This is a genomic window from Enterobacter cloacae complex sp. CARB60, assembly GCF_036487345.1.
Lineage (GTDB): Bacteria > Pseudomonadota > Gammaproteobacteria > Enterobacterales > Enterobacteriaceae > Enterobacter > Enterobacter asburiae_D.
In genome coordinates, this window is record NZ_JAZKLC010000002.1 from 4,838,042 (window position 1) to 4,850,842 (window position 12,801).

At 56.0% G+C, this 12,801-nt stretch carries 11 protein-coding genes and 1 riboswitch; of the genes, 8 read left to right on the top strand and 3 right to left on the bottom strand.

The window, feature by feature from the left end; all coding sequences use genetic code 11:
• Positions 1–59: 59 nt before the first annotated feature.
• From argC to argH, 3 genes are all read left to right on the top strand, one after another.
• Positions 60–1,064 (top strand): N-acetyl-gamma-glutamyl-phosphate reductase, encoded by a 1,005-nt coding sequence (gene argC / locus V4835_RS24260; protein ID WP_331414057.1) that lies wholly within the window; start codon positions 60–62, stop codon positions 1,062–1,064.
• A 6-nt stretch (positions 1,065–1,070) separates the two neighbouring features.
• Positions 1,071–1,847 (top strand): acetylglutamate kinase, encoded by a 777-nt coding sequence (gene argB, locus V4835_RS24265; RefSeq protein ID WP_090420882.1) that lies wholly within the window; start codon positions 1,071–1,073, stop codon positions 1,845–1,847.
• A gap of 73 nt (positions 1,848–1,920) precedes the next feature.
• Complete coding sequence (gene argH / locus V4835_RS24270) at positions 1,921–3,294, top strand: argininosuccinate lyase (RefSeq protein ID WP_331414059.1); 1,374 nt, start codon at positions 1,921–1,923, stop codon at positions 3,292–3,294.
• A gap of 102 nt (positions 3,295–3,396) precedes the next feature.
• On the opposite strand, the gene V4835_RS24275 is transcribed toward argH, so the two are convergent.
• On the bottom strand, positions 3,397–4,539 hold the full coding sequence (locus tag V4835_RS24275) for an IS481 family transposase (protein WP_442877321.1): 1,143 nt from the start codon (positions 4,537–4,539) through the stop codon (positions 3,397–3,399).
• A 381-nt stretch (positions 4,540–4,920) separates the two neighbouring features.
• Between V4835_RS24275 and oxyR the strand changes: the two genes are divergently transcribed.
• A complete protein-coding gene (oxyR, locus tag V4835_RS24280) occupies positions 4,921–5,847 on the top strand; it encodes a DNA-binding transcriptional regulator OxyR (RefSeq protein ID WP_063144397.1) in 927 nt (308 codons plus the stop codon).
• On the opposite strand, the gene sthA is transcribed toward oxyR, so the two are convergent.
• Complete coding sequence (gene sthA, locus V4835_RS24285; RefSeq protein ID WP_063144398.1) at positions 5,821–7,221, bottom strand: Si-specific NAD(P)(+) transhydrogenase; 1,401 nt, start codon at positions 7,219–7,221, stop codon at positions 5,821–5,823. The genes oxyR and sthA overlap by 27 nt on opposite strands.
• A 196-nt stretch (positions 7,222–7,417) precedes the next feature.
• Here sthA and fabR point away from each other — a divergent pair, with 196 nt between their 5' ends.
• Together fabR and V4835_RS24295 are read left to right on the top strand one after the other, a co-directional pair.
• On the top strand, positions 7,418–8,056 hold the full coding sequence (gene fabR / locus V4835_RS24290) for an HTH-type transcriptional repressor FabR (RefSeq protein WP_008501784.1): 639 nt from the start codon (positions 7,418–7,420) through the stop codon (positions 8,054–8,056).
• A 9-nt stretch (positions 8,057–8,065) separates the two neighbouring features.
• Complete coding sequence (locus V4835_RS24295; RefSeq protein WP_008501783.1) at positions 8,066–8,425, top strand: YijD family membrane protein; 360 nt, start codon at positions 8,066–8,068, stop codon at positions 8,423–8,425.
• Positions 8,426–8,515: 90 nt separating this feature from the next.
• Here the strand turns inward: V4835_RS24295 and trmA are convergent, their stop codons facing one another.
• Positions 8,516–9,616, bottom strand: coding sequence for a tRNA (uridine(54)-C5)-methyltransferase TrmA (gene trmA, locus V4835_RS24300; protein WP_063144399.1), 1,101 nt, complete (start codon positions 9,614–9,616; stop codon positions 8,516–8,518).
• 104 nt (positions 9,617–9,720) lie between these two features.
• A riboswitch (cobalamin riboswitch) is annotated at positions 9,721–9,896 on the top strand.
• Between the two features lie 66 nt (positions 9,897–9,962).
• Here trmA and btuB point away from each other — a divergent pair.
• Both btuB and murI read left to right on the top strand, forming a co-directional pair.
• On the top strand, positions 9,963–11,807 hold the full coding sequence (gene btuB, locus V4835_RS24305) for a TonB-dependent vitamin B12 receptor BtuB (RefSeq protein WP_331414061.1): 1,845 nt from the start codon (positions 9,963–9,965) through the stop codon (positions 11,805–11,807).
• Positions 11,752–12,603: a glutamate racemase gene (murI, locus tag V4835_RS24310; protein WP_063144401.1), complete on the top strand. Its 852-nt coding sequence runs from the start codon at positions 11,752–11,754 to the stop codon at positions 12,601–12,603. The genes btuB and murI overlap by 56 nt, the downstream gene beginning before the upstream one ends.
• Positions 12,604–12,801: the final 198 nt, after the last annotated feature.

Genomic DNA, 12,801 nt, shown 5'->3' on the forward strand with positions numbered 1-12,801 from the left:
CAATATTCATGCAATAAATGTGAATAAAAATACATTAACGTTGAGCATAAAGGAACCCGATGTTGAATACGCTGATTGTAGGCGCTAGCGGTTATGCGGGCGCAGAGCTTGTAAGCTACGTGAATCGCCATCCACATATGACCATAACCGCTTTGACCGTGTCAGCGCAAAGCAATGATGCAGGAAAGTTAATTTCCGATTTGCATCCGCAGCTTAAAGGCATTGTCGATCTGCCGCTGCAGCCAATGTCTGACATCAGCGAGTTTACCGACGGCGTCGACGTGGTGTTTTTAGCCACCGCTCACGAGGTCAGCCACGACCTGGCGCCGCAGTTCCTGGCGGCGGGCTGCGTGGTCTTCGACCTCTCCGGCGCATTCCGCGTTAACGACGGCGCGTTTTACGAAAAATATTACGGTTTCACCCACCAGCATCCGGATCTGCTTGAAAAAGCGGTGTACGGCCTGGCGGAGTGGAGCGTAGACAAGCTGAAAGAAGCGGACCTGATTGCCGTTCCGGGCTGCTACCCGACGGCGGCGCAGCTTTCCCTGAAGCCGCTGATCGACGCGGGTCTGCTGGATCTCAACCAGTGGCCGGTGATCAACGCCACCAGCGGCGTGAGCGGAGCAGGGCGTAAGGCCGCTATCTCCAACAGCTTCTGCGAAGTGAGCCTTCAGCCGTATGGCGTGTTCAATCACCGTCATCACCCTGAAATCACGACCCATCTGGGCGCCGAGGTGATTTTCACCCCGCACCTGGGCAGCTTCCCGCGTGGGATCCTCGAAACCATTACCTGCCGCCTGAAGCCCGGCGTGACCAAAGAGCAGGTGAACGAGGTCTTCACGCAGGCCTATGCGGATAAACCGCTGGTGCGCCTGTACGACAAAGGCGTGCCGGCGCTGAAAAACGTGGTTGGCCTGCCGTTCTGCGACATCGGCTTTGCCGTACAGGGCGAGCATCTGATTGTGGTTGCCGCGGAAGATAACTTACTCAAAGGCGCTGCCGCGCAGGCAATGCAGTGTGCAAATATTCGTTTCGGTTTTCCGGAAACGCAGGCTCTTATTTAAGGTGTGATGATGAACCCATTAATTATCAAACTCGGTGGTGTACTGCTCGACAGCGAAGAAGCACTGGAGCGTCTGTTTACCGCGCTGGTGAACTATCGCGAATCACATCAACGTCCGCTGGTGATTGTGCACGGCGGCGGCTGCGTGGTGGACGAGCTGATGAAAGGGCTCAACCTGCCGGTGAAAAAGAAGAACGGCCTGCGAGTGACGCCTGCTGACCAGATTGACATCATTACCGGCGCGCTGGCGGGTACGGCGAACAAAACGCTGCTGGCGTGGGCGAAGAAACACCACATTGCCTCCGTGGGCCTCTATCTGGGCGATGGCGACAGCGTAAAAGTGACCCAGCTCGACGAAGAGCTCGGCCACGTTGGACTGGCACAGCCAGGTTCGCCTAAGCTGATTAACACGCTGCTGGAAGGGGGGTTCCTGCCGGTGGTGAGCTCTATCGGCGTGACCGAAGAGGGTGAGCTGATGAACGTCAACGCTGACCAGGCGGCGACGGCACTGGCGGCAACGCTGGGCGCGGATCTGATCCTGCTCTCCGACGTGAGCGGCATTCTGGACGGTAAAGGCCAGCGCATTGCGGAAATGACGGCAGAGAAAGCCGAGCAGCTGATTGCACAGGGCATTATTACCGACGGCATGATCGTCAAAGTGAACGCCGCGCTGGATGCCGCGCGCACGCTGGGCCGCCCGGTGGATATCGCCTCCTGGCGTCATGCGGAGCAGCTCCCGGCGCTGTTTAACGGCACGCCGATTGGCACGCGTATTTTAGCCTAAGTTTTATTGAATGACCGTAGGCCGGGTAAGCGTAGCGCCACCCGGCGGAACTAACGAATAAAGGAAGCATGTTATGGCACTTTGGGGTGGGCGTTTTACACAGGCAGCGGATCAGCGGTTCAAACAGTTCAACGACTCTTTGCGCTTCGACTACCGCCTGGCCGAACAGGATATTGTCGGCTCTGTGGCCTGGTCCAAAGCGCTGGTGACGGTGGGCGTACTGACCGCAGACGAACAATTACAGCTGGAAGAAGCGCTGAACAATCTGCTGGAAGAGGTGCGTCTTAATCCACAGCAGATCCTCGAAAGCGATGCCGAAGATATTCACAGCTGGGTGGAAGGCAAGCTTATCGACAAAGTCGGCCAGCTCGGTAAAAAGCTGCACACCGGGCGCAGCCGTAACGACCAGGTCGCCACCGACCTGAAGCTGTGGTGTAAAGATACCATTGGCGAACTGCTGGCGGCCAACCGTCAGCTGCAGAGCGCGCTGGTGGAAACCGCGCAGAACAACCAGGACGCGGTGATGCCGGGTTATACCCATCTGCAGCGCGCGCAGCCGGTGACTTTTGCGCACTGGTGTCTGGCCTACGTTGAGATGCTGGCGCGTGATGAAAGCCGTCTGCAGGATACCCTGAAGCGTCTGGACGTCAGCCCGCTGGGCAGCGGCGCGCTGGCCGGTACGGCGTATGAAATTGACCGCGAACAGCTGGCAGGCTGGCTGGGCTTTGCCTCCGCCACCCGTAACAGCCTGGACAGCGTGTCCGACCGCGACCACGTGCTGGAGCTGCTCTCGAATGCCTCTATCGGGATGGTGCACCTGTCGCGCTTTGCCGAAGACCTGATCTTCTTTAACTCTGGCGAAGCGGGCTTCGTCGAGCTATCCGACCGCGTGACCTCAGGCTCATCCCTGATGCCGCAGAAGAAAAACCCGGACGCGCTGGAACTGATCCGCGGCAAATGTGGCCGCGTGCAGGGCGCGCTGACCGGTATGATGATGACCCTGAAAGGGCTGCCGCTGGCGTATAACAAAGATATGCAGGAAGACAAGGAAGGGCTGTTCGACGCGCTCGACACCTGGCTGGACTGTCTGCATATGGGCGCGTTGGTGCTGGACGGCATTCAGGTGAAACGTCCGCGCTGTCAGGAAGCGGCGCAGCAGGGCTATGCGAACTCTACCGAACTGGCGGATTATCTGGTGGCGAAAGGCGTACCGTTCCGTGAAGCGCACCATATTGTGGGTGAAGCGGTAGTGGAAGCCATTCGTCAGGGTAAACCGCTGGAAGATCTGTCGCTGGCCGACCTGCAGAAGTTCAGCGCGGTTATCGGGGATGATGTGTATCCGATTCTGGCGCTGCAGTCTTGCCTGGATAAGCGTGCGGCGAAAGGCGGCGTGTCGCCGAAGCAGGTGGCGCAGGCGATTGCGGATGCGAAAAACCGGTTGGTTTGATTTGGTTTGAATAGTGCGGGCTGGTGCCCTCACCCCGGCCCTCTCCCACTGTACGGTCCGGGGACATGGTAGACAGGTGTTCGGGGACATGGTGAACACTTTTTAACATCCTTTACCCATGGTGATCGACTTTTTCTTCAGGTCGATCACCCCCACTTTCGTGCTGTACCACCACACCTCGTAGCTGCCGTCTTCCTGCATCTCCTTCAGCCCGACCCGTTCTCCCCTGAACGCCTTGCCTGCGCTCAGGCTTACCCCTTTCACGCTCAGCTTTCCGCTGATATCCACTTTCCTGACCATCACGCCCTCGTCGTATTCCGGGGGCGTTGTGCTGCCGCTGTACTGCCGCGCTGACGGCTGATACCGCGAGCCCGGTACCGCCATATCCAGCGCCTCGTGCGGGCGTTCAAGGTTGTACACCGTGCGCCAGTGGTCGAAGGCGCGCTGCAGCTCACCGCTGTCTGCGAACCATTTTCCCTGCAGCACTTCCGCCTTCAGGCTGCGGTGAAAACGCTCCAGCTTGCCCTGCGTCTGCGGATGATACGGCCGGGAGTGCCCCACCCGGATACCCAGGCGCATCAGCCACAGCTCAGGTGCCGTCCAGGTGCCGGTGGTGTCTCCCCACGGTGAGCCGTTGTCCATCGTCATCCGGTCCGGCAGGCCGTAGCGTTCAAACACGCTGACCAGCTGCTGCTGCACGGTCTCGCGCCGTTCATCGGTACAGTGCGCCAGGCACAGGGAAAAACGGGAGTGGTCGTCCAGCAGGGTCAGCGGATGGCAGCGGCCGCCGCCAAAGGGAAAGTGGCCCTTAAAATCCATCTGCCAGAGGCGGTTCGGCACATCGTGTTCGAACCGTCCCGTGGGGGGAATGCCCGGTGAAGCGCCCGGCAGCAGGCCATGGCGGGCCATCAGGTTATGGACGGTGCTGAAGGCGGGCATGGTGTGCCCCTGGTCTTCTAGCCAGCGCTTAATCTTGCGTGCGCCCCAGCTTTCATGGCGCTCATGTGCCATGCGCAGCAGGGCTGTGATGTCGTCAGATGAGCGGTTCGGGGAATGGTGCGGTATGCGGGGCCGGTCCTGAAGGCCGGATGGGCCTTCCTGAGCCCAGCGCTGAAGCCACTTATAGCCGGTAGCAGGTGAAATGCCGAAGCGACGGCAGAGGGAACGGATGTTCGCCCCGTCCTGCGAGGCGAACAAAACAAACTCGGTACGTAATGACATGGTATCTCTCGCATCCCAGGGCATAAGCGACTCCATAAACGGGTTCTTATGCCTTAGTTGTAAGTGTCTACCATGTCCCCGAACAAGTGTTCACTATGTCCCCGGACCGTACACCCACGGGGAGAGGGAGCAAACACTAAAAATGACAACTTCGGTTGCCATTTTGCTTTTATCCCCGGGCTTTTTTATGCAAAAAAAAGCGGACCACGGGGTCCGCAAAAGTTCACGTTGGCTTTAGTTGTTCGAGTTTTGAGAGAAACTCGCTGACGGTGCGGGGTCGTTTTGGGTCAAACACGTGCCGCCTCGTCTATGTGGTGTATTATTCAACAGAATGCTTGATAGGGATAATCGTTCGTTGCTATGCTATCTATCGCCATGAACTATCGTGGCGACGGAGGATGAATAATGAATATTCGTGATCTTGAATACCTGGTAGCGTTAGCCGAGCATCGTCACTTTCGCCGCGCGGCAGATTCCTGCCACGTCAGCCAGCCCACGCTGAGCGGTCAGATCCGCAAGCTGGAAGACGAGCTGGGCGTGATGCTGCTGGAGCGCACCAGTCGTAAGGTTCTGTTCACACAGGCAGGTCTTCTGCTGGTGGATCAGGCGCGCACCGTGCTGCGCGAGGTCAAAGTGCTCAAGGAAATGGCAAGCCAGCAGGGGGAGGCGATGTCCGGCCCGCTGCATATTGGCCTGATCCCTACCGTTGGCCCGTACCTGTTGCCGCAGATCATTCCGATGCTGCACCAGACGTTCCCGAAACTCGAAATGTACCTGCATGAAGCGCAAACCCATCAGCTGCTGGCACAGCTGGACAGCGGTAAGCTCGACTGCGCCATTCTTGCGCTGGTGAAAGAGAGCGAAGCCTTTATAGAAGTGCCGCTGTTCGATGAGCCGATGATGCTCGCGATCTATGAAGATCACCCGTGGGCGAACCGCGATCGCGTGCCGATGGCCGATCTGGCCGGTGAAAAGCTGCTGATGCTGGAAGACGGCCACTGCCTGCGCGATCAGGCGATGGGCTTCTGCTTCGAAGCGGGTGCGGATGAGGATACCCACTTCCGCGCAACCAGCCTGGAAACGCTGCGTAATATGGTCGCGGCGGGAAGCGGCATCACGCTGCTGCCTGCGCTGGCCGTGCCGCGCGAGCGTAAACGAGATGGCGTGGTTTATCTGCCGTGCATTAAGCCGGAGCCGCGTCGCACTATCGGCCTGGTGTATCGTCCGGGTTCACCGCTGCGCAGCCGCTATGAGCAGCTGGCAGAGGCCATCCGTGGTTCGATGGATGGCCATTTCGACAGCGCGTTAAAACAGGCGGTTCAGGCCGTTTAGTGCCGCTACCCGGTAGGCTTCCGCCATGGTCGGGTAGTTAAAGGTGGTGTTAACGAAGTACTCAATGGTGTTACCACCACCTTTCTGCTCCATGATTGCCTGGCCGATATGAATGATTTCCGCCGCGCGTTCACCGAAGCAGTGAATCCCGAGGATCTCTTTCGTCTCGCGATGGAACAGGATCTTCAGCGTACCCACGCTCATCCCCACGATTTGCGCCCGCGCCAGATGTTTAAACTGCGCACGCCCCACCTCGTAAGGTACCTTCATGGCCGTCAGCTGCTGCTCGGTTTTCCCGACAGAACTGATTTCCGGAATGGTATAGATGCCCGTCGGAATATCTTCGATCAGGTGCGCCGTCGCTTCGCCTTTTACCAGCGCCTGTGCGGCAATGCGTCCCTGGTCGTAAGCGGCTGAGGCCAGGCTTGGGTAACCAATCACGTCGCCGACCGCGTAAACGTGCGGCAGGGCGGTCTGGTACATGCTGTTGACCTTCAACTGACCGCGGCTGTCGGTTTCAAGACCGATGTTCTGCAATTGCAGTGAATCGGTGTTGCCGGTACGGCCGTTGGCGTACAGCAGGCAGTCTGCTTTCAGCTTCTTACCGGACTTCAGGTGCATGATCACCCCGTCGTCACAGCCTTCGATTTTCTCGTACTCTTCGTTGTGGCGAATCACCACGCCGCTGTTCCAGAAGTGGTAGGAGAGAGAGTCCGACATCTCCTGATCGAGGAACGCCAGCAGGCGGTCGCGGGTGTTGATCAGGTCAACTTTGACCTCCATTCCGCGGAAGATCGACGCATATTCGCAGCCAATAACCCCTGCACCATAGATAATGACGTGGCGGGGTTCATGGTGCAGGCTCAGAATCGAGTCGCTGTCGTAGACGCGCGGGTGCGAGAAGTCCACGTCGGCCGGATGGTAAGGGCGTGAACCGCAGGCAATCACAAATTTTTCAGCCGTGATGGTTTCAACCGAACCGTCGTGGCATTCGAGTGCCAGGGTGTGTTCATCCACAAAATGCGCGTTGCCCTGCAAAATTTCACAGTGGTTACGCTCATAAAACCCCTGACGCATACGTGTCTGCTGGTTAATGACGGTATCCGCGTGATTCAGGATGTCAGCAAAAGAGGAACGAAGAAGTCGGGAGTGGTCGCTGTAAAGAGGGTTCTGGTTAAATTCGATAATGCGGCTAACGGCGTGGCGGAGGGCTTTCGAAGGGATGGTGCCCCAGTGGGTGCAACCGCCGCCGACATTATGGTAGCGCTCGATGACCGCTACTCTGGCTCCCTGTTTCACCAGACCCATAGCAGCACCTTCGCCGCCGGGGCCGGAACCAATAACTATTGCGTCGTAATCGTAGGAATGTGGCATGGCAAGGCTTACCTGTTCTTATACATAAAAGCAACAGAATCATAACATCATTGACAGAGTAACCCAATTATCGTTGTGCTTTTTTCCGGCAGTGGAGCACAAACCGCACGTAAACAATCATTCACAAAGCCAGGCAAACAGATTAATTTTATTCTCTGGTATAGTGCCATCAGGCCTTTGGAAGGATTCAACTATCGTGATGGGCGTAAGAGCACAACAAAAAGAGAAAACCCGGCGTTCGCTGGTGGAAGCCGCATTCAGTCAACTGAGTGCTGAGCGGAGTTTTGCCAGTTTGAGCCTGCGCGAAGTCGCACGCGAGGCCGGGATTGCGCCAACGTCCTTCTATCGTCATTTCCGTGATGTGGATGAACTGGGCCTGACCATGGTCGACGAGAGCGGTTTAATGCTGCGCCAGCTGATGCGCCAGGCGCGTCAGCGTATCGCCAAAGGGGGCAGCGTGATCCGCACCTCCGTATCAACCTTTATGGAATTTATCGGCAATAACCCCAACGCGTTTCGTCTTCTTCTGCGCGAGCGTTCGGGCACGTCGGCGGCGTTTCGTGCCGCCGTCGCGCGTGAAATTCAGCACTTCATCGCGGAACTTGCCGACTATCTTGAACTCGAAAACCATATGCCGCGTGCGTTTACTGAAGCACAGGCCGAGGCGATGGTGACGATTGTTTTCAGCGCGGGTGCTGAAGCGCTGGATGTCAGCATTGAACAACGCAAGCAGCTCGAAGAGCGACTGGTATTGCAGCTGAGGATGATCTCCAAAGGCGCGTACTACTGGTATCGCCGAGAACAAGAGAAACTGGCACATCAAACCGAAGAGTGAAGGTGAGTAATGAAACAGTCAGGTCAGGATAAAGGGACGCTGTTGCTGGCATTGATCGCTGGCTTATCCATTAATGGTACGTTTGCCGCTATTTTTAGCTCAATCGTTCCATTTTCGATTTTCCCGCTTATTGCGCTGGTGCTGACGGTTTACTGCCTGCATCAACGTTACCTGAACCGCACCATGCCGGTGGGGTTACCGGGGCTGGCCGCTGCCTGCTTTATTCTGGGCGTATTGCTGTATAGCACCGTGGTTCGCGCGGAATATCCGGATATCGGCTCTAACTTCTTCCCTGCGGTACTGTCTGTGGCGCTGGTGTTCTGGATTGGCTCGCGCATGCGTAGCCGTAAGAGCCAGTTACCAGAGTAAAGGGTTTCTTCATTGTAGGCCGGATAAGCGAAGCGCCATCCGGCTTTTTTGGCAGGTGGCGCTTCGCTTACCTGCCCTGCAAGTCCCACATTACTTCGCCGTGAGCAGTACGCCGCACTCCATATGGTGCGTATACGGGAACTGATCGAACAGCGCCAGACGTTCAATATTGTGCGTCTGGCCTAATGTTTCGAGATTCTTGCACAGCGTCTCCGGGTTACAGGAGATGTACAAAATACGCGGGTACGCCTGCACCATCTTCTCGGTTTCGCTGTCCAGGCCGCTGCGCGGCGGGTCGACAAAAATTGTCTCACACTGGTAGCTCTTTAGATCGATCCCTTCCAGGCGGTTAAACTGGCGCACGCCGTTCATGGCCTGCGTGAACTCTTCTGCGGCCATACGAACGATCTGCACGTTGTCGATATGGTTGGCAGCAATGTTGTACTGCGCGGCGGCCACCGACGGCTTGGCGATTTCCGTTGCCAGGACGCGATCGAAGTTACGCGCCAGCGCCAGCGAGAAGTTGCCGTTACCGCAGTAGAGCTCAAGCAAATCGCCCGTTGACCCTTCCGTCGCCTTCAGCGCCCACTCCAGCATCTGCACGTTCATCGCGGCGTTCGGCTGGGTGAAGCTGTTCTCGACCTGACGATACACCATCTCTTTACCTGCCACCGGCAGGCGCTCGTCGATGTAATCCTGATCCAGCATGATTTTGGTTTTGGTCGCGCGGCCAATCAGGTGGACGTTGATATTCTGCGCACGCAGGGCATCGCGCAGCGCTTCCGCCTGCTCGCGCCACTCGTCATTCAGCGCTTTGTGGTACAGCAGAGAGACAATCGCCTGATTGCTTTGCGTGGTCAGGTAGTCAATCTGGAACAGCTTGTTACGCAGTACCGGATTGTTGCGCACGCCGTCCATTATCAGCGTCATTAATTGGTTAATGAGCTCGCTCGCCGCCGGAAAGCTGTCCACGCGAATACGGGACTTCGTCTGCTGATCGAAAATGATGTGGTACAGGTCGTCACCGTCGTGCCAGATGCGGAATTCTGCGCGCATGCGGTAGTGGCTGACGGGAGAGCGGAACACCTCGGGAACGGGCGCGTTGAAAGGCGTCATCATACTTTGCAGGCGGACAACTTTCTCAGCCAGCTGCGCGTCGTACTGTTCTGTCGGGAGGTGTTCTGGGGTCATGATGCGTCCTGAGTGATAAAGAATTACGCGGGGATTGTAGGCATTGTTCAGGGGATGTCCAGATTTAATGGCCAATAGCTGTCTGGACATCTATACGTGTCTAATTGTAGCATTCTGTTTCCGGTCTCCTGAGAGTGAAAAGGGAATCCAGTGTAAATCTGGAGCTGACGCGCAGCGGTAAAGTCTGGCGGGATGAGCGTTGTAGACACTGTGAAAATGGGAAGTCTTCATCCTTATATAGCCACCTAGCCCGAAGACCTGCCGGGATCACGTCGCATTTGGTTTCATCATCGCGTGCTATCGATGAGGCCTGCGGCATCCTTCTTATATTGTGGATGCTTTAACAATGATTAAAAAAGTATCGCTGTTGACGGCGTTGTCCGTTACGGCATTTTCGGGCTGGGCGCAGGATAACGCCGACTCGTTGGTGGTGACGGCAAATCGTTTTGAACAACCGGCAAAAACTGTTCTGGCGCCGACGTCCGTCGTAACGCGTGAAGATATTGAACGCTGGCAGGCAAAGAGCGTGGTGGAAATCATGTCACGTCTGCCTGGCGTGGATATCGCGCAAAGCGGTGGACTGGGCTCGACCTCTTCGACTTTTATTCGCGGCACGGAATCTCGCCATGTGCTGGTGCTGATTGACGGTATTCCTTTGAATAACGCCGGGATCAGCAACGTTCCCGATTTGAGCCAAATCCCGACCTCGCTGATTCAGCGTATTGAGTACATCCGTGGTCCGCGTTCGGCCCTGTATGGTTCCGACGCGATTGGTGGCGTGATTAACATCATCACCGGACGTGATAAGCCGGGTGCAGAAATCTCAGCGGGCGTCGGCTCTAAGGGTTATCAGACCTATGATGGCGCTTTCCAGCAGGTGCTGGATAAAACCAAAATCACCATGGCGGGCAACTACACCTATACCCGTGGTTTTGACATCGCCGCAAAAGATGCGCCGCGCCAGCCTGACCGCGATGGCTTTATGAGTAAATCGCTGTACGGCTCCGTGGAACAGCAGATTACCGACAGCGTGAGCGGGTTCTTCCGTGGATTTGGTTACGACAACCGTAACGGTTATGATGGCTATGACAGTTACGACGATAACTTTAATAAAACGGGCACGCCGGATACGCGTCAGCTTTATAGCCAAAACTGGGATACGGGGCTGCGCTATAGTCAGGGAATTTACCAGTCTCAGCTGGTGGCGGGTTATGGCCGTAGCAAAGACCTGAACTATGATCCGAGCAAAGGACGCTATGCGGCATCCTCCACTATGGATGATGTGAAGCAATATACCGCTCAGTGGATGAATAACGTGACGGTCGGTCACGGTAACATCGGTGCAGGTCTGGACTGGCAAAAGCAAAAAACGCAGGCGGGTACAGGTCTTCTTAACCAGGGCTATGAGCAGCACAATACGGGCGTCTTCCTCTCCGGTATGCAGCAGTTTAATAGCGTAACGCTGGAAGCCGCAGCCCGTAATGACGATAACTCTAACTTCGGAAACCACAGCACCTGGCAAACCAGCGCTGCGTGGGAATTTGTAGAAGGGTATCGCATCATTGCCTCTTACGGTACGGCGTATAAAGCGCCAACGATGAGTCAAATCCACAGCGAGAAATACGGTAACCCGAATCTTAAGCCTGAAGAGAGCAAACAGTGGGAAGGTGGCTTTGAAGGTCTGACGGGCCCAGTAAACTGGCGCGTCAGTGCTTATCGTAATGATATCGATAATCTGATTGGTTACGATCAGATGAACCGTCCTTATAACGTTGACAAAGCGCGCATTGAAGGAATTGAAGCGACGGCTCAGTTTGATACCGGCCCTGTGGGGCATCAGGTTTCTTATGACTATGTCGACCCGCGTAATGCGAAAACCAACGAAGTTCTGAAGCGTCGTTCAAAGCAGCAGGTGAAGTATCAGCTTGACTGGCAGACGTGGGACGTTGACTGGAATCTCGCGTACCGCTATCTCGGAACGCGCTACGATGATGACTTCAGCGGTTATCCATCTCGTGAAGTGAAAATGGGCGGTGTCAGTCTTTGGGATGTCGCAGTTTCGTATCCTGTCACCTCACATCTCACAGTTCGTGGTAAAATAGCCAACCTGTTCGATAAAGATTACGAGACAGTTTATGGCTACCAAACTGCAGGACGGGAATACACCTTGTCTGGCAGCTACACCTTCTAATCCGCGTCCCACCGTGCTGGTGTTTGATTCCGGCGTCGGTGGGCTTTCGGTCTATGATGAGATTCGGCATCTTCTGCCGGATCTTCATTACATCTACGCTTTCGATAACGTCGCTTTCCCGTATGGGGAAAAGAGCGAAGATTTTATTGTTGAGCGTGTGGTTGAAATCGTCACCGCGGTACAACAGCGCTACCCCCTTGCGCTGGCCGTCATCGCCTGTAATACGGCGAGCACCGTTTCTCTTCCCGCCCTGCGTGAAAAATTCCCATTCCCGGTTGTGGGCGTCGTTCCTGCAATAAAGCCTGCCGCGCGTCTGACGGCGAACGGCATTGTGGGTTTGCTGGCAACGCGAGGTACGGTAAAGCGTCCTTATACCCGCGAGCTGATCGACCGTTTTGCCAACGAATGCCAGATTGCGATGCTGGGTTCGGCTGAGCTGGTGGAGATGGCTGAAGCGAAGCTGCATGGAAAGGCGGTATCACTCGACGAGCTACGTCGTATTCTTCGTCCGTGGCTGCGGATGCCCGAACCCCCGGATACCGTTGTGCTGGGCTGCACTCACTTCCCTCTATTACAGGAAGAGCTATTAGAGGTGCTGCCGGAGGGGACGCGCCTGGTGGATTCCGGTGCGGCTATCGCCCGTCGTACGGCCTGGCTGCTGGAGCATGAAGCGCCGGATGCGAAATCTACCGATGCGAATATCGCGTTTTGTATGGCCATCACGAAAGAGACTGAGCAACTTTTACCCGTTTTACGCCGTTATGGCTTTGAAACGCTCGAAAAACTGGCGCTTTAGCACGGTTTTGAGCAAAAAAGAGACGGTTGAAAGTTTTTTTTAAAAGAGGGGTTGTCAACGTCTGAGAACTCACTATAATGCGCCTCCACTGACACGGAACAACGGCTTACAGGCCGCCCGGTTAGCGGGGTTCAGAGATGAACGCCAGCAGAGAAAAGCGAAAATAATCACTTGACTCTGAATGAGGAAAACGTAATA